19 protein-coding genes are annotated in these 22,770 nt (G+C 65.7%); 9 read left to right on the top strand and 10 right to left on the bottom strand.

Annotation, left to right across the window (positions count from 1 at the left end):
* Positions 1 to 8: 8 nt before the first annotated feature.
* Positions 9 to 1,313, bottom strand: coding sequence for an efflux RND transporter periplasmic adaptor subunit (locus tag AC07P1_RS06720; protein WP_494695055.1), 1,305 nt, complete (start codon positions 1,311 to 1,313; stop codon positions 9 to 11).
* Positions 1,314 to 1,505: 192 nt separating this feature from the next.
* Between AC07P1_RS06720 and AC07P1_RS06715 the strand changes: the two genes are divergently transcribed.
* On the top strand, positions 1,506 to 2,861 hold the full coding sequence (locus AC07P1_RS06715; RefSeq protein WP_494695054.1) for a sigma-54-dependent transcriptional regulator: 1,356 nt from the start codon (positions 1,506 to 1,508) through the stop codon (positions 2,859 to 2,861).
* Entirely contained in the window at positions 2,851 to 4,104 is a 1,254-nt protein-coding gene (locus tag AC07P1_RS06710) for a sensor histidine kinase (protein ID WP_494695053.1), read from the top strand. The genes AC07P1_RS06715 and AC07P1_RS06710 overlap by 11 nt, the downstream gene beginning before the upstream one ends.
* A 9-nt stretch (positions 4,105 to 4,113) precedes the next feature.
* Here AC07P1_RS06710 and AC07P1_RS06705 read toward each other — a convergent pair whose 3' ends face one another.
* Positions 4,114 to 4,566, bottom strand: coding sequence for a GNAT family N-acetyltransferase (locus AC07P1_RS06705; protein ID WP_494695052.1), 453 nt, complete (start codon positions 4,564 to 4,566; stop codon positions 4,114 to 4,116).
* Between the two features lie 95 nt (positions 4,567 to 4,661).
* Entirely contained in the window at positions 4,662 to 5,087 is a 426-nt protein-coding gene (locus AC07P1_RS06700; protein WP_494695051.1) for an organic hydroperoxide resistance protein, read from the bottom strand.
* A 264-nt stretch (positions 5,088 to 5,351) separates the two neighbouring features.
* Here AC07P1_RS06700 and AC07P1_RS06695 point away from each other — a divergent pair, with 264 nt between their 5' ends.
* The 6 genes from AC07P1_RS06695 to AC07P1_RS06670 all read left to right on the top strand — a co-directional run bounded on the left by AC07P1_RS06695 (position 5,352) and on the right by AC07P1_RS06670 (position 14,229).
* The gene (locus AC07P1_RS06695) at positions 5,352 to 5,735 is read left to right on the top strand and encodes a BlaI/MecI/CopY family transcriptional regulator (RefSeq protein ID WP_494695050.1); all 384 of its coding nucleotides are present in this window, start codon (positions 5,352 to 5,354) and stop codon (positions 5,733 to 5,735) included.
* The gene (gene blaOXA / locus AC07P1_RS06690; protein ID WP_494695049.1) at positions 5,732 to 7,501 is read left to right on the top strand and encodes a class D beta-lactamase; all 1,770 of its coding nucleotides are present in this window, start codon (positions 5,732 to 5,734) and stop codon (positions 7,499 to 7,501) included. The genes AC07P1_RS06695 and blaOXA overlap by 4 nt, the downstream gene beginning before the upstream one ends.
* Positions 7,502 to 7,518: 17 nt before the next feature.
* On the top strand, positions 7,519 to 8,388 hold the full coding sequence (gene bla, locus AC07P1_RS06685; RefSeq protein ID WP_494695048.1) for a subclass B3 metallo-beta-lactamase: 870 nt from the start codon (positions 7,519 to 7,521) through the stop codon (positions 8,386 to 8,388).
* Between the two features lie 105 nt (positions 8,389 to 8,493).
* Entirely contained in the window at positions 8,494 to 10,599 is a 2,106-nt protein-coding gene (locus tag AC07P1_RS06680) for a TonB-dependent siderophore receptor (RefSeq protein WP_494695047.1), read from the top strand.
* The gene (locus AC07P1_RS06675; RefSeq protein ID WP_494695046.1) at positions 10,596 to 13,034 is read left to right on the top strand and encodes a PepSY domain-containing protein; all 2,439 of its coding nucleotides are present in this window, start codon (positions 10,596 to 10,598) and stop codon (positions 13,032 to 13,034) included. Before AC07P1_RS06680 ends, AC07P1_RS06675 begins: the two co-directional genes overlap by 4 nt.
* 109 nt (positions 13,035 to 13,143) lie before the next feature.
* Positions 13,144 to 14,229, top strand: coding sequence for a serine hydrolase domain-containing protein (locus AC07P1_RS06670; RefSeq protein ID WP_494695045.1), 1,086 nt, complete (start codon positions 13,144 to 13,146; stop codon positions 14,227 to 14,229).
* A gap of 178 nt (positions 14,230 to 14,407) precedes the next feature.
* Here AC07P1_RS06670 and AC07P1_RS06665 read toward each other — a convergent pair whose 3' ends face one another.
* The 7 genes from AC07P1_RS06665 to AC07P1_RS06635 form a co-directional block, all read right to left on the bottom strand.
* Positions 14,408 to 15,451, bottom strand: a complete 1,044-nt coding sequence (locus tag AC07P1_RS06665) for a histone deacetylase family protein (protein ID WP_363499060.1) — start codon at positions 15,449 to 15,451, stop codon at positions 14,408 to 14,410.
* Between the two features lie 21 nt (positions 15,452 to 15,472).
* Entirely contained in the window at positions 15,473 to 17,071 is a 1,599-nt protein-coding gene (gene gshA, locus AC07P1_RS06660) for a glutamate--cysteine ligase (protein ID WP_494695044.1), read from the bottom strand.
* A 240-nt stretch (positions 17,072 to 17,311) separates the two neighbouring features.
* Positions 17,312 to 18,151, bottom strand: a complete 840-nt coding sequence (gene prmC / locus AC07P1_RS06655; RefSeq protein WP_494695043.1) for a peptide chain release factor N(5)-glutamine methyltransferase — start codon at positions 18,149 to 18,151, stop codon at positions 17,312 to 17,314.
* Positions 18,148 to 18,621 carry a disulfide bond formation protein B gene (locus tag AC07P1_RS06650; protein WP_494695042.1) on the bottom strand — a complete coding sequence of 158 codons (474 nt, stop codon included), beginning with the start codon at positions 18,619 to 18,621 and terminating at the stop codon, positions 18,148 to 18,150. Before AC07P1_RS06650 ends, prmC begins: the two co-directional genes overlap by 4 nt.
* Positions 18,622 to 18,688: 67 nt before the next feature.
* Entirely contained in the window at positions 18,689 to 19,765 is a 1,077-nt protein-coding gene (gene prfA, locus AC07P1_RS06645) for a peptide chain release factor 1 (protein ID WP_315394031.1), read from the bottom strand.
* Between the two features lie 106 nt (positions 19,766 to 19,871).
* Entirely contained in the window at positions 19,872 to 21,146 is a 1,275-nt protein-coding gene (gene hemA, locus AC07P1_RS06640; RefSeq protein ID WP_494695041.1) for a glutamyl-tRNA reductase, read from the bottom strand.
* Positions 21,147 to 21,262: 116 nt separating this feature from the next.
* Entirely contained in the window at positions 21,263 to 21,955 is a 693-nt protein-coding gene (locus AC07P1_RS06635; protein WP_090323982.1) for a response regulator transcription factor, read from the bottom strand.
* Between the two features lie 248 nt (positions 21,956 to 22,203).
* On the opposite strand from AC07P1_RS06635, the gene AC07P1_RS06630 reads away from it, so the two are divergent.
* Positions 22,204 to 22,734 (top strand): hypothetical protein, encoded by a 531-nt coding sequence (locus tag AC07P1_RS06630; protein WP_494695040.1) that lies wholly within the window; start codon positions 22,204 to 22,206, stop codon positions 22,732 to 22,734.
* Positions 22,735 to 22,770 lie beyond the last annotated feature (36 nt).

The raw sequence follows: 22,770 nt of genomic DNA, 5'->3' as shown, positions 1-22,770 counted from the left end.
ATGTGAATTTACTGCGTAATCTGCAGCCTGGGTGAATTTCCGTAGGCGGCGTAGCTGGACAGGATCACCTTGTCGCCGGCCGCCAGGCCTTCGAGCACCTCGATCTGGCTGTTGTTGCGGCGCCCGACGCGCACCGCGCGCCGTTGCGCGCCACGGCCGCTGGCGTCGACCACGTAGACCCAGGCGCCGCCGCTGTCGTTGATGAAGGCGCCGTTGGGCAGCAGCAGCGCCGGCGCCGGTTCGCCCAGGGTGATGCGGGCGTCCAGGCTCTGGCCGGGGTTGAGCACCGGCGGCTGGCCGTCCTTGAACACCATTTCGACCGTAAAGCGGCCTTCCTTGATCTGCGGGTAGATGGTGCTGATGTCGGCGGCATAGCTTTTGTCGTCCTGCTTGACGCTGCCCTTGCGGCCGACCGCCATGCGATTCAAATAGTATTCGTCGACGCTGGCCGACAGCTTGAAGCGCACCGGATCGTCGATGCGGCCGATATTTTTGCCGGTGGCGATCGATTCGCCCACCTGCAGGCGAAAATTGGTCAGTCTCCCCTCGACCGGCGCGCGCACCGCCAGCGCGTCGACGGTGCCGGAGACCAGTTTCAGGCCCGAGTTCAGGCCGTCGATCGCGCTTTCGAGCTGCTGGGCGGCGGCGCTGCGCACCTTGTCCTCGGTGCTCGATGCCCGCTGCTCGTTGGCTAGCTGGCGTTGTTGCTGTTCCAGCTTGTCGGCCGACTGCTCCAGCGCAACGCTGGAGATGAAGCCCTGCGCGGCCAGCCGCGCATTGCGCTGGTGCTGTTTGCGCGCCTGGTCTACCTCGAATTGCAGCTCGTCGAGCCGGCGCCGGTGGTCGCTGGCGCTGGCCTCCTGCGCCACGCGCAGATTCGATAGGTTGAAGATGCTGACCGCGTGTTCGGACTGGCGCGCCAGCAGTTCCAGGTTGCGCTGCGGGTTGGAGATGCGGAACAGCAGCTGGCCTTTTTTCACCAGCGCGCCGTCGCTTGCCAATACCTCCTCGACGCGTCCCGATTCCACCGAATCGAGGATCACGGAGTTGAGCGGCTCGGCGTTGGCGCGCACGACGATTTCGTCGACGAAGACGCCGCGCGCGGCCTGGCCGATGCGCAGGTCGGCGCCCTCGATCTGCAAACCGCGCGGCATCCACGACCACAGCGCGTAGCCGGCTGCGGCCACCGCCAGCACCGAGGCGACCGCGATGGCGATGGTTTTCCCGCGCCGGCGCGGCACTACGGTGTCCATCGCGGCGCCGCTGGCCGGCAGTCCCGGATTTGGCTGGTCGATATTTTTTTTGATCTGCATACGGGCCTTAGAGCAAAGGACGTGCCACGCGCAAAAAAACGGCGATACAGGGGTTTTGGGGACGCTTGCGGCCCGCAGGTGTTCAATATCGAACACCGGGCGATGTTCGGAACTGGACATCCGCATGCGGCGCGGTTTGCCGGGCCGATTTTGCCTTGTCCGCAGTCCCTCCCGCGCTGCTAGAATGCCTGCATGTCCGCCTACGTACTGATACTCGATGATGATCCCGACGTCGCGACCGCCGCGCAGTTGCTGCTGCGGCGCCGCCACGGCCAGGTCGTCACGCTTTGCGATCCCGCCGGCCTGCCGGCGCTGCTGGCGCAGGGCGTGCCCGACGTGGTGCTGCTCGACCTGAATTTCACGCCCGGCTGCATCGATGGCGCCGAGGGCCTGGCGCTGCTCGATGTGTTGCGTGCCCAGGGCCGTCCGCCGGCGGTGATCGCGATGACGGCGTATGCCGACGTCCCGCTGGCCGTCGAGGCGCTCAAGCGCGGCGCCGGTGACTTCATCACCAAGCCGTGGGACAACGCGCGGCTGGTGGCGGCCGTCGACCAGGCGCTGGCGCGGCGCGCGGCCCTGCGCGGATCGTCGGCGGCCGCGCCGGAGCTGATGGGGGAGTCGGCCGCGATGCGCGAGCTCAAGGCGTTGATCGGCAGCGTGGCGCCGACCGAGGCGAATGTGATGGTGCTCGGCGAGAACGGCGTCGGCAAGGAGCTGGTGGCGCGCGCCATCCACGCGCTGTCGCGCCGCACGGCCGGCACGCTGCTGGCGGTGGACATGGGCGCGCTGCCGGAATCGACTTTCGAGAGCGAGTTGTTCGGCCATCGCAAAGGCTCGTTCACGGACGCCAAGTCCGACCGCGCGGGGCGCTTCCAGGCGGCGCGCGGCGGCTCGCTGTTCCTCGACGAAATCGGCAACATGCCGCTGGCGGCGCAAGCCAAGCTGCTGACGGCGCTGGAGCGGCGCGAGGTGACGCCGATCGGCGCCGACAAGCCGGAGGCGATCGATGTGCGCATCATCAGCGCCACCAATCTGGACGAGGCGCGCCTGTTCGATCCCTCCGTCTTCCGGCCGGATTTGCTGTTTCGGCTCAATACCATCGTGATCCGCGTGCCGCCGCTGCGCGAACGGCGCGAGGACATCCCCTTGCTGCTCGCGCACTATCTGAAGCTGTACGAGTTGCAGTACCAGCGGCCGGTGCGCGAGGTGGCCGGGACGGCGATGGACAGCCTGCGGCGGCACGATTGGGCCGGTAACGTGCGCGCGCTGCGTCACGCGTGCGAGCGCGCCGTCATCCTTGGACAAGGGACGGAATATGGCTTGAACGATTTCGGCCTCGGCGCCGCGCCGGCCGCCGCCAACGTGGCCGTCATCAGTGATGGCGGTGCCCCAATCGCGGTCGCTGGCGACATGACGCTCGACGCCCTGGAACGCGAAGCCATCGCCAGCACGCTGGCCCAGTTCAACGGCAATATCAGCCACGCCGCCAAAACGCTCGGCATCAGTCGCGCCGCCTTGTACCGCAAGCTGGGCAAACATGGCATCTGAGCGCGCGCTCAAGTTCGGCGTCGCGGCCACCGTGCTCGCTTTGCTGGCGCTGGCGGTGGCGGCGGACGCCCTGTCGGTCACGCCGGAGCCGCGCCGCATCGTGCTGTGCGCGACGCTTGCGCTGGCGCCGCTGTGCACGTTGTGGCAATGTCTGCGAAAACTCGGACCGCGCGTCCCGCGCATGGAGCCTCAAGGTGCCCCCGCCGACATGGTCCCCGGTCCCCGGCACAACGAACTTGCCGCCAGCGTGCTGGCGCTGGAGGCGCGGCTGGAACACGCGCCCATCGCGCTGTTCCGCATCATGCATGCCAGCGGCGCCGGGCAGGTCGCGCCGCTCAACGCCAGCGCCCGCAGGCTGTTGGCGCCGGGCCGCGCCAGCGCGCCGCAGGATTTGCACGAGCTGCTGGCGGCGCAGCCGGTGGGCCAGCGCAGGTTGATTACCTTTGACACCGAACGCGGTGGCGAGCGCGCGCTGGTCGCCGTCTCCGCGTTGTCGGTGCAGGGTTCCGCGCAGCGGCTGGCCGCGCTGATGCCGGTGGAAAGCGAACTGGAAGCGGAGGCGCTGAACGCCTGGCGCGAGCTGGTGCAAGTGCTCACGCACGAGATCATGAATTCCCTGACGCCGGTGGCCTCGCTGTCGCGCACCGCCTGTGGCCTGCTCGACGAGGCCAGCGCCGGACTGCCCGCCGATATCCACGCCGATCTGGGCATCGCGCTGGACGCCATCGCCCGCCGCGCCGCCAGCCTGGTCGACTTCGTCGGCAGTTACCGCAGCCTGTCGACGGTGCCGCAGGCGCAGCCGCAGCGCGTGCCGCTGGAGGAATTGTTCGACCGTTTGTCCGCGCTGCTGGCGCCGCAGTGGCAGGCGCTGGGCGGACAGGTGGTGTTTTCGGTGGAGCCGGCGTCGCTGGAGGTGATGATCGATCCGGGACAGCTGGAGCAGGCGCTGATCAACCTGCTCAAGAACGCCGCCGAGGCGATGGCCGGTGGCGCCCGTCCGCCGCGCGTGGTGGTGAGCGCGCGGTTGAGCCGGGGCAGCCGTTTGCGTATCGAGGTGGCCGACAACGGCCCCGGCGTGCCGGAAGCGCTGGCCGCGCACATCTTCACACCGTTCTTTTCGACGAAAAAACAGGGCAGGGGGATCGGGCTGGCGATGGTGCGCCATCTGGTGCACGCCAATGGCGGCACGGTGCGCTACGCGCGCTCGGTGGGCGAGGGCGCGCGTTTCATGCTGACGTTCTGAGGCCGAACTTCAGCGCACCATATCGATGTGCATGATGCCGTCTTCGTCATACGGCTCGGTGACCTTTTGGAAGCCGAAGCTGGCGTAGAACTTTTCCAGGTGCGCTTGCGCGCCGATGCGGAACCGGTGGCCGGGATGCAGCGCCTCGGCCAGCGGAATGGCTTTGGCCAGCAGCTCGCGGCCGATGCCGCTGCCGCGCGCGGCGCGCGTGGTCAGCACGCGGCCCAGCGACATCTCGTCGTACTTCAAGCCGGGGGGCAGGCAGCGCAGATAGGCTACCAGGGTGCGCTTGCCGCCGATCTCGCGCCATGCCATCAGGTGATGGCTGTCCAAATCGTAGCCGTCGATATCGGGATACAAGCAGGTTTGCTCGAGGATGAACACGTCCTGGCGCTGGCGCAGCACCTCGTACCAGTCGTCGCGGGGGATGTCGTCAAAGCCCAGCCAATGCCACTCAATCATTGCGTATCTCTGTAAGGGATGAACGACGATTGTAATGCAGAAGGCCGGCGCTGGTGGGCGCCGGCCTCGGGACCGTCAATCGCTGACCGCGGCGATTACAGGATGGTCAGGGTCACGTCGATGTTGCCACGGGTGGCGTTCGAGTAAGGGCACACGATGTGGGCGGCGTCGACCAGCTTCTGCGCGCTCTCGCGGTCCAGGCCTGGCAGCGAGATTTTCAGTTCCACTTCGATGCCGAAACCGGTAGGGATGGCGCCGATGCCGACCGTGCCTTCGATCGAAACGTCCGCCGGCAGGGCGATCTTGTCACGGCCGCTGACGAATTTCAGCGCGCCCAGGAAGCATGCCGAGTAGCCGGCCGCGAACAGTTGTTCAGGGTTGGTGCCGACGGCGCCTGCGCCGCCGAGTTCTTTCGGGGTGGTCAGCTTGACGTCCAGCACGCCGTCGGAGGAGACGGCTTTGCCTTCACGGCCGCCGGTGGCTTTTGCGGTGGCGCGGTACAGTACTTTTTCGATCGACATGATGAATTCCTTTTCAGTTAAGTTGAAGTACAAATCGTTGGACTACAAATCTAACAAACTATCTAATCGCTAGCGATCTACCATCCAGTGCGACAGCTTGCTAATCTACTACGCTTCGCTGCCGTTTGCAGCGCCGATGTGAGAACTATACATAGTGAGCGATCAAATAGCAACCTATTTCAAGAAAATTTTTTGTGAGTGGATGTGTTGACGTGTGTGTGACTCATGTCGCACAATGGTGGCATTCGTCACACGGAGGCCGCCATGTCCATCCCATCCATCACCGAACTGACCGTGCTCAAGGCGCTGTGGAAGCAGCAGCCGCTGAGCGCGCGCGAAATCCACCAGCACATAGAAGACGAGCTCGGCTGGTCCTTCTCGTCCACCCGCAAGACGCTCGAGCGCATGCTGGACAAGGGCTCGCTGCGCCAGCACGCCGTGCACGGCGTGCAAGTTTATACGGCGGTGCTGGAGAAGGTCGGCACCCTGGCCGCGTTCGCGCGCGATTTCGGCCAGCGGGTGATGGAGATGGACGGCCCCCTGCCCGTGAATATGTTCACCGGCAGCAAGCTGGTCGACGATGACGAGCTGGCGCAACTCGAACAACTGCTGAAGGACTGGCCAGACGAGCCGGACGCCGCGCCATGAGCTTCGACGATCTGCTGATTTACCGGTTTTTGCTGGCATGCGCCGGCTGCCTGGGCGCCGGCCTGGGCGTCTGGGCGCTGCTGGCGGTGCTGGGCCGGCGCCTGCCCGCGCTGGCGTCCCAACGGTCGATCTGGCTGCTGGGCCAGGTCACCGTCGCCGCCGCCTTCCTGGTGGTGATGCTGCCGCATAGCGAACGACTGCGCGTGGTGCCGCAAATCGAATTGCCGAATCCGGCCACGGCCGCCGCGCCCGCGCCGGGCAAATCCACGCCGTCGATAGCCGCGACCGGCGCCGAGTGGACTGCGGACATGCGGCCGGCGGGACGGTCCTGGCTGGCCGTCGGCGCCAGCACCTGGCTGGTGGTGTATCTGGCCGGCCTGGGTTACGCGACGTTCCGGCTGTTGAAAGCGGGGCGCTTCCTGCGTGGTTTGTCGGCATCGGGCAGCAGCGTTTCCGGCACGCTGGCCGGCGGCGCGGAGGTGATCGAAGTGGACGCGCCGATCTCGCCGATGTTGTACGGATTTTTCCGCGCCCGCCTGCTGCTGCCCAAGCATCTGTGCAGCTTCGATCCCCTGCAACGGCAGATGATGATCGAGCACGAGGTGACGCATTTGCGCCGGCGCGACCTGCAATGGATGGGCGCGGGCCTGCTGCTGCAAACGCTGTTCTGGTTTAATCCCTTCATGCGGATGCTGCGTGGGCGGCTGTCGTGGGCGCAGGAGTTGGGCTGCGACCGCGAGGTGCTGCGCGGCCGTCCGCCGGCACAACGCAAGGCCTACGCTGCGGCGCTGCTGGCGCAGTTGAAAATGCAAGGGGCCGGCGTCGAGACGGCGCTCGCTTTCGGCAGCGTTGGAGCGCGGCAGCTGGCTGCCCGCATTGGCTTGATACGCGCGCCGTCCGGCGCCGGGCGCTCGCTGTGGCTGCGGCTAGGGGCGCTGGCCGGCCTGGCAGGTATCTTCGTCGGCACGCTGGCGTTTCAGCCGGCGCTGGCGTGGCGCATCGATCCACAGTCGGCGGCGGCTTCGCGCCAGCCGTTCAGCTGCCTGACGATGGCCGACGCGGCCAGCGGCGCCACGCTGGCGAACGAAGGCCACTGCGATGAGCGCGTGACCCCGGCGTCGACGTTCAATATCGTGGTCAGCCTGATGGGCTACGACAGCGGCATCCTGGCCGACGCGCACACGCCGATGATGCCGTTCAAGGCCGGCTATACCGACTACAACGAGTCGTGGCGGCAGGACACCGACCCCACGCTGTGGTTCAAGAATTCGGTGCTGTGGTTCGCGCAGCAGGTAACGGCCGCCTTGGGCATGGAGCGCTTCAAGCGTTATATCGACGGCTTCGATTACGGCAACCGCGACCTCTCCGGCGACGCCGGCAAGAACAACGGCCTGTCGCTGTCCTGGGTCGGCTCGAGCCTGAAGATTTCGCCGGTCGAGCAGGTGGCCTTCCTGCGCAAGATGGTGCGGCGCGAGCTGCCACTGTCGCCGCAGGCTTACGAGATGACGTCGCGGATCATGGCGCCGGTGACGCTGTCCAACGGCTGGACCGTCCAGGGGAAGACCGGGACCGCGTCGCCGGTGCGGGTGGAGGGCGACGGCGTCGGCGCGATGCAGTACGGCTGGTACGTCGGCTGGGCCAGCAAGGGCGGGCGCACCGTGGTGTTCGCGCATCTGGTGCTGGACCGCACGCAGGAGCGCGCCGGCGGACCCCGCGCCCGCGCCGCCTTGCTGCGCGAGCTGCCGGCGCGCCTGGACAAGCTTTAACAACCAAAGGAATGACTATGCAAGGTATGAAACGTTTGATGCTGTCGGCGGTGCTTGCCGCAGGTTTGTTCGCAGCGCCGGCGATGGCCGAGGACTGGAACGATCCGCAGGAGCCGTTCGCGGTGTTCGGCGACACCTACTACGTCGGCACGCGCGGCCTCAGCGCCGTGTTGATCACGTCGCCGCAGGGCCACATCCTGATCGACGGCGGCAGTCCCGAATCGGCGCCGATGATCGCGCAGCATATCCGCCAGCTGGGATTCAAACTGGAGGACGTCAAGTTCATCCTCAACTCGCACGACCACTTCGACCACGCCGGCGGCATCAGCGAATTGCAAAAACTGTCCGGGGCGACCGTGCTGGCCAGCGTGCAGGGTGAAAAGGTGCTGCGCAGCGGCCAGCCGAGCAAGGGCGATCCGCAATACGGCGATCTGTTGCCGATGAAGCCGGTCGCCAATACGCGCGCCGTGGCCGATGGCGAAGTGGTCAAGCTCGGGCCGCTGGCGGTGACGGCGCGTTACACGCCGGGTCACACGCAGGGCGGCGTGAGCTGGACCTGGCGCTCCACCGAGAACGGCAAGGGCGCCGCCATGGTGTATGCGGACAGCCTGAACGCGTTCGCCGCCAAGCCGTTCCGCTACAGCGACTCCAAGACGTATCCGACCGCGCTGGCCGATATCAAAAAATCGATCGCCACGGTGGCGGCGCTGGACTGCGACATACTGATCTCGGCGCATCCCGGCGTCTCCGACCTGTTCGAGCGCAAGGCGAAACAGGCCAAACTGGGCAACGCGGCCTTTATCGACCGCCAGGCATGCCGTGATTACGCGGCGGCGGGCACCGAGCGGCTGAACAAAACGCTGGCGGCGGAGGCACGTAGGCCATGAGCCGCCACCGGCGCAAAACCCGGACGAATAACGGGAATTGATAATCATTCTCATTATCTAGTAAAATGACGGCATCCTTTCAATTTGATGCCTTCTTGTCCACCCATGTCCCAGTTTCGCCTGATTCCGCCCTACCTCGCGCTGTGCGTCGCATTCCCATCCGCCGCGCTGGCGCAGGAGACCGCTGAAAAAATCCTGCAGACCGTCAAAGTGACGGCCGCGCGGGCCGACGGTTTCGTGCCGACGACGGTCGAAGCGGGCAGCTTCCGTGGCGCCGACATCATGGAAGTGCCGTCGACCGTCAACGTCGTCACGCGCGAAGTGCTGGAGCTGCAGGCGGCCGGCGGCTTGTACGACGCGCTGCGCAACACGGCCGGCGTCACCCGCCAGCAAAACGGCGGCGAGACATGGGACCAGCTGGTCATACGCGGCATCGCGGTGGAAAACCGCACCAACTATCGCCTCAACGGTTCGCTGCCGATCATGAATTTCGGCCAGGTGCCGATGGAGGATAAGGAGCGTGTCGAAGTATTGAAGGGCGCGACCGCCTTGTATTACGGCTTCACGTCGCCGGCCGGCGTGGTCAACTTCGTCACCAAGCGCGCCGGCGCCACGCCGGTGACCACGGTGGGCATGACGGTCGACCAGAACGGCACGGCGGTGGCCACCGCCGACGTCGCGCGCCGCTTCGGCGAGCAGCAGCAGGTCGGCGTGCGCATCAACGCGGCCGGCGGCACGCTGGCCAGCTATCTGGACGACGTGGGCAACGGCAATCGCCGCTTCGTCTCGGCGGCGCTGGACTGGCGCGTCAACGCGCGCCTGCGCCTGGCGGCCGATCTGGAATACGACAAGCGCCGTGTCACCGAGCAGGTGGGCATCACCCTGCCGACCGCCATCAACGGCGTCATCACCCTGCCGGCCACGGTCGATCCGAAGCGCCTGGTCGGCCCGGACTGGGCCAAATTCGAGACCGAGACCAAGAACGCGCTGCTGCGCGCCGACTACGCGCTGAGCGACAACTGGGCGCTGACCGTCGAAGGCGGGCACTCGGAAACGGCGCGCGACCGCGCGCTGCCGATCTTCCGCTTCACGAACAACGCCGCCATCGCCACCGGCGCCGGCCGCATCACCGGCAACCTGCAACACAGCGTGCTCGATTCGACCATGCTGCGCGCCGAGCTGGCGGGCACCGTGACCACCGGCCCGGTCAAGCATGACGTCACCTTCGGCGTGAACCGCACCGACAAGGGACAGGACCCGATCTACCAGGCCACCTTCACGATCCCGTCGCAGAATTTATACAACCCGACGCCGGTCACCAACTACACCGTCAGCGCCTATTCGACCACGCCGACCACCGCCGGGCTGGAGACGCGCGACTCGGGCGCCTACGCGATCGACCGCATGACCTTCTCGCCGAACTGGCAGGCCGTCGCCGGCGTGCGCAGCGTGAAATACAAGAGCGACCAGGGCACCAACCACTACGACGTGAGCAAAACCACGCCGATGGCGGCGCTGATCTACAAGGTCACCGACGATCTGTCGTTCTACGTTTCCGGCTCGCAGGGCCTGGAGGAGGGCGAGACCGCGCCGACCGGCACAGCCAATGCCAACCAGCGCCTGGCGCCCGGCGTGAGCCGCCAGAAGGAACTGGGCGCGCGCTGGCGCATGCCGGGCGCCGGCGGCACCCTGGTGCAGGCTTCGCTGTTCGAGATCAACCGCCCGGGCTATTACACCAACACCGCCAACATCTATAGCGCCGACGGCGAGCAGCACTTCCGTGGCCTGGAGCTGTCCACCCAGGGCAAGTTGACGCCGCAATTGTCGTGGCAAACCTCGGCCCAGTTCATCGATCCGGAATTCCGCGACATCGGCGCCGCCTACGACGGCAAGCTGCCGGAGAACGCCGCCAAGCGCACCGCCAGCGCCTTCCTGTCGTATGAACTCGACGCGGTGCCGGGCCTGTCGTTCAACGGCGGCGCGTATTACACCGGCAGCCGTCCGGTCAACGATTTGAACCAGGCCTTCCTCGGCGGCGCCACCTTGTTCAGCGTCGGCGGCCGCTATGTGACGACGGTCATTGGCAAGCGCACCAGCGTGCAGCTCAATGTGGAAAACGCGGGCGGCAAGGAGTACTGGGCCGGTGCGGGCACGCGCCTGAGCTCCGGAGCGCCGCGCCTGATTAAACTGGGCGTGAAGGTCGATCTGTGAAAAAGCTCTGGTTCCAGTTGCACTGGTTTGTCGGCATCACCGCCGGCACGATCCTGATATTGATCGGGCTCACCGGCGCCATTCTCGCGTTCCGCGAGGAGATACTGGACCTGCTGAATCCGGGTGTGATGCACGTGCCGGTGGAACCGGCCGCGCCGGTGCTGGCGCCGCCGCAAATCGCGCAAGCGACCAAGCGGCTGCATCCGGACGCGCGCATCACCGGCATCATCGTCTACACGGAACCGGGTACCACGGCGCGCGTGACCATGGCGCCGGCGCCGGGCGCTGAACATGGCGAGACGATTTATCTCAATCCGTACACCGGCGCGTTGCTGCCGCCGCTGAACTACGACGAGGCCTTCGAATGGGTGGAGTCGCTGCACCGCCACCTGCTACTGCCGCGCGACGTCGGCCGCATCGTGCTGGGCATCCTGGCGATCTGCCTTCTGGGGCTGTCGCTTAGCGGCCTTTATCTGCGTTGGCCGCGCCGCGCGCTCGACTGGCGCACCTGGCTGACCTTCGACACGCGCCTCAAAGGCCGCTCCTTCCTTTGGGGGCTGCACTCGGTGGCCGGCACCTGGGCGCTGGTCGCGTACGTGGTCTTCACGCTGACCGGTTTGTACTGGAGTTTCGACGTGGTGCGCGACACCGTCGACGGCTGGCTGGGCACCACCCGTCCGCCGCGCGTGGCGACCGCGCCGAAGCCGAAAGGCGTCAAGCCGCCGAAGGCCGCCGAGCAGGCCGACCTGACCGCGAGCTGGGCGACCTTCCAGCAGGCCGCGCCGGACTGGAAGATGGCCTTCCTGCGGCCGCCGGAGCACGCCACGCAGCCGATCCAGATTTTGTGGGTGGCCAACGACGCGCCGCACGTGCGCGCGCGCGGCCGCATGTCGGTCAACCAGCAGACCGGCGCCATGATCAAGAACGAACCGTATCGCGACATGGCGGTCGGCACGCGCGCGCAGTCGACGATTTATCCGCTGCATATGGGGACGTATTTCGGTTTGCCCGGTCGTCTGTTCATGTTCCTTACCAGCCTGGCGCTGCCGGGCTTCGCGATCACCGGATGGATGCTATACCTGAACCGCCGCCGCCAGAAGCGCATCGCGCAGGCCGAGCGCGCGCAATTCGCGGCCGCCGCCGGCGCCAACGCCACCGATGACGCTTTGGAGCCGGTGCTGATGGCCTACGCCAGCCAGACGGGCCAGGCCGAACGTCTAGCGCTGCAAAGCGCGGCGGCCCTGCAAAAAGCCGGCGTTCCGGTCCACGTGCATTCGCTGGAAAAACTGACGCCGCCGCAGCTGGTCAAGTACCGGCGCGCGCTGTTCGTCGCCAGCAGCTTCGGCGAAGGCGAACCGCCGGACGGCGCGCGCCGCTTCAGCCGCCTGCTGCAAACGGCGGCGGAGGAACTGGCGCACATGCAGTACGCGGTGCTGGCGCTGGGTGACCGCAACTATGTGCAGTTCTGCGGCTTCGGCCAGACCTTGGACCAGCGCCTGCGCGTGATGGGCGCCCGCCCGCTGCATCCCATGATCGAAGTCGATAACGGCGACGCCGGCGCCCTGGCGCGCTGGTCGCACACCTTGCGTGAGCTGATCGGCGGCGAATCGGCCGAGGTGTCGCTGTCGGCGGCGGTGGCGGAATCGGACTACACCAACTGGCGGCTGATGGAGCGCCAACTGCTCAACCCTGGCAGCGTCGGCGATGGTCTGTACGAAATCACGCTGTGCGCGGACGATGCCGAAGCCGCCGCCAATTGGCAACCGGGCGCGCTGGTCGACATCTGGCCGGGCCACTATACGCCGGCCGGGGCCAGCGACGAACAGCGCCAGGCCATCGCGCCGCGCCGCTATTCGCTGGCGTCGTTGCCGTCGGACGGTGGCATGCAACTGCTGGTGCGCCAGGTCAAACACGAACAGGGCCTGGGTTTGGCCTCCGGCTGGCTGACGGCGCAAGCGGCGCTGGGCGATGCGGTGCGCGTGCGTCTGGTGGCCAATCCTTCGTTCGACGCGCATCCGCAGCCGCTGCCGAGCATTTACATCGGCAACGGTTCCGGCATGGCGGGGCTGCGTTCGCATTTGCGGGCGCGCGTGCACGGCGGCGTGCGCCGCAACTGGCTCATTTTCGGCGAGCGCCAGCGCGAGTTCGACAGCATCTGCGCGGACGAAATTCGCGATTACCGCGAGCGAGGTTTCCTGCCGGAGCTGGATCTGGTGTTTTCGCGCGACGTCTCCGGCGGCGAGTATGTGCAGGACCGCATGCGCACCAAAGCCGACACCTTGCGCGCCTGGATCGCCGAGGGCGCCGTGCTCTATGTCTGCGGCAGTTTGCAGGGCATGGCCGGCGGCGTCGAAGCGGCGCTGGAGGAAATCATCGGCCGCGCCGCGCTCGACGATTTGATCGAGACGGGCCGCTATCGCCGCGATGTATACTAATCCTGTCTGGAGCCGGCGACGGTTCCTGGCCGATTACGCTGCGCTAATCCGCCCTACGTGATTTAACGCGGCTTTCAAATTGCGGCATTCATGACAGGATGGGTTTGATATGCGCAGAACTCTTGTTTCCTTGATGTTGGCAGGCGTGACGACGGCCTCCATGGCGGCCGAGGAATGGGGCTACGCCACGCCCTCCGACGCCGGCCTCGATCCGCGCTCGCTGGAGGCGATGGACGCGGCGGTGCGCAAGGGCGATTTCAAGCAGATCACTAGCATCCTGATTGCCAGCGACGGTAAGCTGGTGTACGAAGCCTATTTCGACGCGGAGGGCGAAGCCGCCCTGCGCAACACGCGCTCCGTGACCAAGAGCGTGACCGATATGCTGGTGGGGATCGCGATCGACAAGGGCAGCCTATCCGGCGTGGCGGCGCCGGTGTTCGCCTTCTTCCCCGAGCGGCAGCCGGTGCGCTATCCCGATCCGCGCAAAGCCAAGATCACCATTGAAGATTTGCTGAGCATGAGTTCCCTGCTCGAATGCGACGATCAAAACCAGTACTCGCGCGGGAACGAGGAGAGCATGTACCTGATCGAGGACTGGACCCAGTTCGCGCTGGACCTGCCGATCAGGGGTTTCCCCGCCTGGACGCCGAAGCCTAAGGACTCCCCGTACGGCCGCAGTTTCTCCTACTGCACCGCCGGTCCGACCTTGATGGGGCCTTTGCTGGAGAAGGCCACCGGCGAAAAGGTCGACCATTTTGCGCAACGCACCCTGTTCAACCCACTGGGCATCAGCAAACTTCAGTGGCAATACACGCCTGCGGGGACGGCGATGACGGGCGGGGGGCTGGCTTTGCGCAGCCGGGATCTGCTCAAGCTCGGCCAGCTGTATCTCGATGGCGGCATGTGGCAGGGCAAACGCGTGATTTCCGAGCAGTGGGTGAGGCAATCGATGGCGCCGCACGTGCGGGTCGACGACAACACGGATTATGGTTATTGGTGGTGGATCAAGAGCTACGCGCAGGAGGGCAAGACCTACCGCACGGTCATGATGCAGGGAAGCGGCGGGAACAAAGTGGTGATCATGCCGGAGCAGCGCATGGTGGCGGTCATCACGACGACCAATTTCCAGGTCCGTTCGCCGCACGCGATCACCGACAAGCTGCTGACCGATTACGTCTTCAAAGCGATGAAGTGAGGTTCCACCGGTTGGTGTCGTCGACGGCTCACCGAATGGCGGATTACGCTTCGCTAACCCGCCCTACGTGTTTCCTGGACTGCCCTGCGGCCAACGCATACCTTGGATCCACGTAGGGCGGATTAGGCGGAACGCCGTAATCCGCCATCTGTGAGCCGCCGGCGGTGTATGCATTTGCCTACAGCGCCGTCTCGTAGCCTTCGAGGACGTTGACGACGTTGGTGCCCAGCTCCTTGACGGCGTAGCCGCCCTCGAAAATGAAAGCGGTCGGCAGATTCAGATATGCCAGCCGCTCGCCCACCTTCAAATAGTCCGCGCTTTGCAGCGCGAAGCGCGACAGCGGATCGCCGGCGAAGGTGTCCACGCCCAGCGACACCACCAGCGCGTCCGGCGCGAAGCCGCCGATGCGGATGCAGGCCGTCTCCAGCGCCGTGAACCACGCCTTGACCGAGCTGCCGGCCGCTAGCGGCAGATTCATATTGAATCCCTGGCCCGCGCCTTCGCCCCGTTCATCCGCATGCCCCAGATAAAACGGATACTCGCTGCGCGGATCGGCGTGTATGGACACGAACAACACGTCGTCGCGCCCATAGAAAATGCTCTGCGTGCCGTTGCCGTGGTGGTAGTCGATGTCGATGATGGCGACCTTTTTCGCGCCGTCGTCGAGCATGTGCTGCGCGGCCAGCGCGGCGTTGTTCAGGAAGCAGTAGCCGCCGAAGAAATCGGCGCCGGCATGATGGCCCGGTGGGCGGCTCAGCACAAACGCGCCGCGCTCCCCCAGCCGCAGCGCGTGCGCGGCGTTGACCGCGCAGTCGGCGCCGGTCTTGGCGGCGGTCCAGGTGCCGGCCGTCAGCGGGGTGCCGCTGTCCATCGAGTACAAACCGAGTTTGGCGCAGAAGTTATCCGGCTCGATGTCGTCGCGCAGCGTGCGCACCGGCCAGACGGCGGGGAAGGCGTCCTTCTGCGCGTTGGCCGGATCGAGCGCTAGCCATTCGCTCCACGCGGTGCGCAGGAAGTGCAGGTAGCGCGGCGTGTGGATGCGCTCGAGCGACATCAACGGCACGCCGTGCGGCGTGACGATGCGGCCAAGGCCGCGCCGGCCCAGTTCCGCCAGCACCGAGTCGGCCCGCTCCGGTTTTTCGAAGCATGGCACCATCTCGCCACGAAAAATCTCGTAGCGTCCCCGGTGCTGGGCATGCAGCTCGTTGTAGAAGGTGAGCACGGGCGTCCCGACGGGTTGTGGTTAGTCGCAGTCGACGGCGGAGTGGCACAGATTGCTGGCGCGGTAGGCGGCGACATAGTCGTCGAAATTGCCTTGCGGGGCCGCTTCCATCTCGGCCTGTTCGGCCAGCGAGACGGCGGCCAGGCCGTCGAAATACGCCACCTCGTCGGTGCTCGGCGGATGGCTGCGGAAGTAGGCCGCGTGCTTTTCGCTCTGCGCCAGGCCGAAGGCGGCGAACGACTTGCCGTTGGCTTGCAGGGTCGCTAGCACCCTGGCCGACGGCGTCAGGCTGGCGTCGGCCAGCTTGGCCGCTTGCGACGCGATCGCGTCGGCATGCGCGCTGTCGCCGCGCAGCGAGTCGAGCAGCTCGGCCGCCGGACGGATACGTTCGAGCAGTTCGGCGCCCCAGCTTTGCAGGCCGATGTCGCCGTCGTCATTGGTCAGCATCAGGCCCGGACGGCGGCCCTCCTTGACGGTGCGGGAGAAGTTGCGCGTGTGGCGCAGGCTTTCCTCGGGCGTGATCTTCGGGCTTTCCTCCAGCGCGCAGAACAACAGGAAGGCGTCGAGGAAGCGGCCCGCCTCCACGCTGATGCCGACCGGCTCGAACGGATCGACGTCCATGCAGCGCACTTCGATGTACTGCACGCCGCGCGCGCACAGCGCCTGGATCGGCCGTTCGCCGGTCTGGATCACGCGCTTGGGGCGGATGGTGGAGTAGTACTCGTTTTCGATCTGCAGCACGTTGGTGCTGAGCTGTATCCATTCGCCATCGCGCTTGGTGCCCAGTTCCGCGTAAGGCGCGTAGGGCTGATTGACGGCCTTGGTCAGCGCGGCGACGTAACTGTCCAAACAGTTTTCATGCGGGCTCAGACCCGATTGCGCGTCGTTCTGGTAACCGAGGTCGCTCATGCGCAGGCTGGTGGCGTAGGGCAGGTACAGCGTGTCTTCGGACAGCGTTTCGAGTTTGTGCGGACGCCCGCGCAGGAAGCCGGTCGACAGCACCGGCGAGGCGCCGAACAGGTACATCAGCAGCCAGCTGTAACGGCGGAAGTTGCGGATGGTCGCGAGATAGGCTTCCGACTGGTAGCCCTTTTTCGACAGACGCTTTTCAGACGGTTCGTTCTCCGCCAGCACGCGCCACAGGCGTTCGTCCAGCGAGTAGTTGTAGTGGATGCCGGCGATGCATTGCATCGCTTTACCGTAGCGCAGCGCCAGGCCGCGGCGGTATACATGTTTTAACGTGCCCAGATTGGAGCTGCCGTACCAGGCGATCTCGATGTCTTCCTCGCCCGGAAGCTGGCATGGCATCGATTGGCTCCACAGCAGTTCGTCGCCCAATTTACTATAGGCGTAGCGGTGGATGCCGTCGAGCTTTTCGATGGTGGTGGCGATGTCCTTTTCGGCCGGCGTGATGAACTCCAGCAGCGCCTCGGCGTAGTCGGTGGTGATTTGCGGATGCGTCAGGGCCGAGCCCATGGCCACTGGATGCGGCGTGGCGGCCAGGTGGCCGCTCCGGTCAACCCGCAATGTTTCGCGCTCGATGCCACGCAAGCCGCCGAGCACCGCGCGGTGCTCTGGCTTGGCCAGCAGTGCCAGGCGGCGAGTCAGTAGATTGGACAATTGGATCTTCCTTTCGTGTTGCATCAAACAAACTGTGAGGTGCGAGATTAACCGAAAACGGGCAAACGCGTCGGCGAAGCCAAAAGTTGGCCGGGCCGGTGATACGGTTACACGTAGGGCGGATTAGGCGGAACGCCGTAATCGGCCATGCATGCGCCGCCATCAATATGTCGCTTGCTAGTTTAACAAATAGTTCGGGGAGCGGCGCAAAGCCACGATACTTCAGGGGAGGGGCGCCTGTCAGTGCGTCCGCGCACCGGTCACGCGCTCGATGCCGGCCAGGTCGGTCCAGCTTTGCACATCGGTGTAACCTTGTTCGGATAATAACTGTCGCACGGCCGCCGACTGGTCGTAGCCGTGCTCCATCAGCAGCCAGCCCCCGGGCTTGAGGCGCGCGGAGGCCCCGGTGACGATGATGCGCAGCGCCGACAGGCCGTCGGCATGGTCGGTCAGCGCGCCCACCGGTTCGAAGCGCAAATCCCCCTCGGACAGATGGCGGTCGCCGCTGGCGATGTACGGCGGGTTGGAGGCGATGACGTCGAACGGCGGCAGGCCGTCCAGCGCCGCGTACCAGTCGCTTTGCAGGAAGGTGACGCGGGCGCCGTTGGCGACGGCGTTGCGGCGCGCCACGGCCAGCGCCTCTGGACTGACATCGAGGGCGGTGACGTCGGCGTCGCGCCGGGTGTGGGCCAGGGCGACGGCGATGGCGCCGCTGCCGGTGCCCATGTCGAGCACCCGGCCCGACGGCGGCAGGCGATCCAGGGTCAGCTCGACCAGCAGTTCGGTGTCGGGACGGGGGATCAGCACCGCGCCGCTGACTTCAAACGGCAGGCCGAAAAACTCGCGCTGGCCGACGATGTAGGCGATCGGTTCGCCGTCCAGGCGGCGCTGGACCAGCGCGGCGAAGCGCTGCGCCTCGTCGGCATCCAGCGCCCGCTCCGATTGGGTGATCAGGCCCACGCGGGTCAGTCCCAGCGCGTGGCACAACAGGATGCGGTTGTCCAGCGCATCGAGCAGCGACTGCGTTTGCAGCGCGCCGACGGTGACGCCGGCCCCGATGGCGCCGATACGGTCGATCATGCGCGCGGGCGTCGCAGCAGCGCCCACGCCAGCGCGAGGGCGAAGAAGGCGAACCAGATGAAGGACCACTGCGGAATCGACAGGCCGAACCACGGCGCCAGCGCGTCCTCGCACAGGCCGTCGGCCTTGAACAGGAAGGGCAGGTAGGTGGCGGTGGGGATCTTGTTGAGGAAGGTCTCCATCGGGTCGATGCCGCACGACAGGCCGGGGTTGGCCAGCACGTACAGGTGGTCGCCGGCATAATAAAGTCCGCCCAGCGCGGCCAACAGGCCGACGCCGGCGCCGATTTTAGGCTTGCTGATGTAGGCGCCGATCAGCGATGCGAAGCCGATCGCCAGGAACAGGTAGCGCTGGATCACGCACAGCGGACAAGGAAGCATGTCGAGGCCATGCTGCAGATACAAGGCGACGGCGATCAGGCCGAAGCTGGCGAAGGCGATAAACAGCAGCAGGGAGCGGGACTGGTTCATGTTGTTATCCGTTGTAGTGAGTCGCGTGATTTTCGCACATCACCGGCAGTCGGGTCTTAGACAGTTCTTAATCGCCCAGCGCCGCCAGCAACTCGGCCTGGTGCTCGGCCGCCAGCGCGTTGGTCAGCTCCGTCAGGTCGCCGTCCATGATGAAGTCCAGCTTGTACAACGTTAGGTTGATGCGGTGGTCCGTCATGCGGCCCTGCGGGAAGTTGTACGTCCGAATCCGCTCGCTGCGGTCGCCCGAGCCGATCAGGCTCTTACGGGTGGCCGCTTCCTTCGATTGCTGCTCGCGCAGTTGCACGTCCTTGATGCGCGCGGCCAGCACCTTCATCGCCTGCGCCTTGTTCTTGTGCTGCGAGCGGTCGTCCTGGCATTCGACCACGATCCCGGTCGGCAAGTGGGTCAGGCGCACCGCCGAATCGGTCTTGTTGATGTGCTGACCGCCGGCGCCGGACGCGCGGAAGGTGTCGATGCGCAGGTCGGCCGGATTGATGTTGACGTCTTCGACTTCGTCCGCCTCCGGCATCACCGCCACGGTGCAGGCGGAGGTGTGGATGCGGCCCTGCGTTTCGGTGGCCGGCACGCGCTGCACGCGGTGGCCGCCGGATTCGAACTTCAGCTTCGCGTAGACGCCGTTGCCGACCAGGCGCACGATCACCTCGCGGTAGCCGCCCAGGTCCGACGCCGATTCCGACACCACTTCCACCTGCCAGCGATTGCGCTCGGCGAAGCGGGTGTACATGCGCAGCAGGTCGCCGGCGAACAAGGCCGATTCGTCGCCGCCGGTGCCGGCGCGGATTTCGAGGAAGATGTTGCGCTCGTCGTTTGCGTCCTTCGGCAGCAGCATTTTCTGCAGCTCGATTTCCAGCTCCGCCATGCGGGCCTTGGACGCTTCGATTTCGTCCTGCGCGAACTCCTTCATCTCGGGATCGGCCAGCATCTCCTGGGCGGCGGCGCCGTCGCCGATCGCTTCCTGATAGGCGTTGTACAGCGCGACCAGCGGACCGAGTTCGGCGTGCTCGCGCGTCATTTTCCGGTAGGCGTCCATATTGCTGGTGGCGCCCTCGGACATCAGCAGTTCATCGAGTTCGACCAGGCGGTTGGCCAATTGATCGAGCTTGGACAGCATGGATGGTTTCATAGCGTATTCGGTATTCTGTGAGGGGTGAAGCGGATGCCGCGTGGACGCGGCGCGGGGTGCGACCGGCGGTGGGCGCGGTCGGCGTTCGTGGTGTGTGCCGGGGGCGCTAACGGCGGCCGCGGAACAGCTGCGGCAGCAGCTCGGCCAGGTGGGCGCGCTCGTCGCCCTGGGCACGGTGCAGCGCCTGCTGCGGGCCATGCATGAACTTCGCGGTCAGGCCCTTGGACAGGGCTTCGAGGACGGCGTCGATATCCTCGCCCTTGGCCAGCATCTTGCGGGCGCGTTCCAGTTCGATCTGGCGCAGCGCTTCGCCGTTTTCCTGCAAGCTTTGGATGACCGGCACCACGGCGCGGTCGTCGATCCAGTGCATGAACGACTGCACCCGCGTTTCGATGATCGCCTCGGCCTGCGCGACGGCGGCCTGGCGGTTTTCCATCCCGGTCTGCACGACTTTACCGAGATCGTCGACGGTGTACAGGAAGGCGTCGTTCAGGCGCGCCACTTCCGGCTCGATATCGCGCGGCACGGCCAGATCGACCATGAACATCGGCTTGTGGCGGCGCGCCTTGATCGCGCGCTCCACCATGCCAAGGCCGATCAGCGGCAGCGACGAGGCGGTGCACGAGATGACGATGTCGTACTGGTGCAGCTTGTCCTGCAGGTCGGCCAGGCGGATCGCGCGGCCGCCGTAGCGGTGCGCCAGCATCTCGCCGCGTTCGAGCGTGCGGTTGGCGATGGTGATGGTTTTCGGATTCTGCGCCGCGAAGTGGGTGGCGCACAATTCGATCATCTCGCCGGCGCCGATGAACAGCACGTTCTGCTCGGAGATCTTGTCGAAGATGCGCTGCGACAGGCGCACGGCGGCGGCGGCCATCGACACGCTGTGGGCGCCGATCTCGGTGGTGCTGCGCACCTCCTTGGCGACCGAGAAACTGCGCTGGAACAGCTGGTGCAGATAGGTGCCCAGGCCGCCCGCCTCGTCGGCGGTGCGGATCGCGTCCTTGATCTGGCCGAGGATCTGCGTCTCGCCCAGCACCATCGAATCGAGCCCGGAGGCGACGCGGAAGGTGTGGCGCACGGCGTCGTGCTGCGGCAACAAATACAGGTGCGGACGCAGTTCGGCGTAGTTCAGCTTGTGGAAATCGGCAAGGAAATGGGCGCCGGCGTCGAGCGGCTCGGGCACCTGGCTGGCCGCGTAGAGCTCGGTGCGGTTGCAGGTCGACAGGATCGCCGCCTCGTCGCTGCCGCGATGGTCGATGCGCTCGAACCACGAACGCGCCGCCACCACCGCCTGGCCGAGCTGGTCAGGGGCGAACGCCAGCTGCTCGCGTAGCGAGACCGGGGCGGTGTTGTGGTTGAGGCCGACGGCAAGCAGCTGCATTTCGGGTCCGGACAATGAATTAGCGGACATTATACCGTGATGTACCTGGATGTTGCCCTTGGGCTGCCTAAAGCCATAGCAGCAGGCGACACAGGGAGCCGACCCGCCGCGGGGGATTACGCCGCGCCGAGTTTTTCCAGCCGGTAACCGTAGCTGTAGACCGGCACCAGGCGGAAGCCGTTTTCCGGTTTCAGTTGCAATTTGTTGCGCACGCGCGAAACGTGGGTGTCCATGGTGCGGGACGGCACGGCGGTCTCGCGTATCCACACGGCCTCATGAATATAGGCGCGCGACAGCGGCCGGCCGATGTTGCGGAAAAATAACAGTGCGAGGTAGAACTCTTTGTGGGTGACGTCCAACACCACGCCATCCATCAGCAAACGGCCGGGCCGGGTCTCGAAAACGTATTGACCGAATTGCAATTGTTCGGCGCCGTTCTGGGCCGGATAGGCGCGGCGCAGCAGCGCTTGCACGCGCGCGACCATCTCGCTGCGGCGTAGCGGCTTGATCATGTAATCGTCGGCGCCGGCGGCCAGGCCGGCGACGATATCGTCCTCGCCGGAGCTGGTCGTGAGGAATAGCACCGGGGCGCTGTCGGGCAGCTTTTCACGAGCGCGGCGCATTACTTCGGCACCGGTCAGATCGACCACCTGCCAGTCGAGTATGAGCATGTCGTAACTGTCTTTACGCAGCTGTGCCAGCACGTCTTTTGCAGTCTGAAAACTGTGGCAAATGTGGCCGGCGGAGGTCAGTACCTGGCAGATCAAGTCTGCCTGGCTGCGGTCGTTGTCGAGTACGGCGATTCTCATACTGCTGCCTGTAGGAAATATATGTTAAAGAGATGTCACGTCAAATATAACAGAGATTCACAAATTAATTGGCAGAATGATTAAATATTTTTTTTGGGACATTAACGTTTGTCGTTTGACAATGCGGTTTTATTGTTGTTTTTCATCGTGCGCGCCCGTCCGGTTATTACACGGTACACTGGAAAAAGCCCGAATTCAATGAAGAAGTTGAAATTTGGAAAGAATCTTCAGTTCATCCGGGAGGCGCTATGGGACTCAAATCAAACACCAACTGGACCCTGGTTCCGGGCACCGCGCGCGATATTGATGCGGTGCGGGAGCGCTGCCGGAAACTGGTGCGGCGCCGCGCGATGGTGTCGGCCGGGGTGGCGGCGGTGCCGATCCCGGGCCTCGACGTGGTGTCGGACCTGCGCCTGTTCGCGCTGCTGATCGACGACATCAACCACGAGTTCGGGCTGTCGGAGGAGCAGATCGAGCGGCTGCAACCGAAGTTCAAGCTGATCGCCTACGAGGCGGCGATCGGCGTCGGCGGCATGCTGGTGGGCAAGGTGGTCACGCGGGAAGTGGTCACGCAGATGTTGCGCCGGACCGGCATGAAGGTGGCGGCGCGCCAGGCCGGCAAGATGGTGCCGCTGGCCGGCCAGCTGGCGGCGGCCGGGATCGGATTTTTCGCGTTCCGGCAGATCGGCTACCAGCATGTGGAAGCCTGCGCCAAGGTGGCGGCGACGCTGGTGACGGCGGGTGTCGCGCAGGACGGCGGCGTGGCCCGTCCGGCATAAAGTGTGTCGCAGGTGACACGTTGGCGGACCGTCCGG

Source organism: Duganella sp. GW821-FHT07F09, assembly GCF_059418705.1.
This window is presented reverse-complemented; position numbering and strand designations above follow the sequence as displayed.

Excerpts from the sequence above, each read along its gene's own strand:
- AC07P1_RS06710 (WP_494695053.1), top strand. The coding sequence starts at position 2,851 with ATGGCATCTGAGCGCGCGCTCAAGTTCGGCGTCGCGGCCACCGTGCTC.
- AC07P1_RS06650 (WP_494695042.1), bottom strand. The coding sequence starts at position 18,621 with ATGAACCAGTCCCGCTCCCTGCTGCTGTTTATCGCCTTCGCCAGCTTC.
- blaOXA (WP_494695049.1), top strand. The coding sequence starts at position 5,732 with ATGAGCTTCGACGATCTGCTGATTTACCGGTTTTTGCTGGCATGCGCC.
- prmC (WP_494695043.1), bottom strand. The coding sequence starts at position 18,151 with ATGATCGACCGTATCGGCGCCATCGGGGCCGGCGTCACCGTCGGCGCG.
- AC07P1_RS06630 (WP_494695040.1), top strand. The coding sequence starts at position 22,204 with ATGGGACTCAAATCAAACACCAACTGGACCCTGGTTCCGGGCACCGCG.
- AC07P1_RS06700 (WP_494695051.1), bottom strand. The coding sequence starts at position 5,087 with ATGTCGATCGAAAAAGTACTGTACCGCGCCACCGCAAAAGCCACCGGC.
- AC07P1_RS06680 (WP_494695047.1), top strand. The coding sequence starts at position 8,494 with ATGTCCCAGTTTCGCCTGATTCCGCCCTACCTCGCGCTGTGCGTCGCA.
- AC07P1_RS06635 (WP_090323982.1), bottom strand. The coding sequence starts at position 21,955 with ATGAGAATCGCCGTACTCGACAACGACCGCAGCCAGGCAGACTTGATC.
- AC07P1_RS06720 (WP_494695055.1), bottom strand. The coding sequence starts at position 1,313 with ATGCAGATCAAAAAAAATATCGACCAGCCAAATCCGGGACTGCCGGCC.
- hemA (WP_494695041.1), bottom strand. The coding sequence starts at position 21,146 with ATGCAGCTGCTTGCCGTCGGCCTCAACCACAACACCGCCCCGGTCTCG.
- AC07P1_RS06695 (WP_494695050.1), top strand. The coding sequence starts at position 5,352 with ATGTCCATCCCATCCATCACCGAACTGACCGTGCTCAAGGCGCTGTGG.
- AC07P1_RS06670 (WP_494695045.1), top strand. The coding sequence starts at position 13,144 with ATGCGCAGAACTCTTGTTTCCTTGATGTTGGCAGGCGTGACGACGGCC.
- AC07P1_RS06705 (WP_494695052.1), bottom strand. The coding sequence starts at position 4,566 with ATGATTGAGTGGCATTGGCTGGGCTTTGACGACATCCCCCGCGACGAC.
- bla (WP_494695048.1), top strand. The coding sequence starts at position 7,519 with ATGCAAGGTATGAAACGTTTGATGCTGTCGGCGGTGCTTGCCGCAGGT.
- AC07P1_RS06715 (WP_494695054.1), top strand. The coding sequence starts at position 1,506 with ATGTCCGCCTACGTACTGATACTCGATGATGATCCCGACGTCGCGACC.
- prfA (WP_315394031.1), bottom strand. The coding sequence starts at position 19,765 with ATGAAACCATCCATGCTGTCCAAGCTCGATCAATTGGCCAACCGCCTG.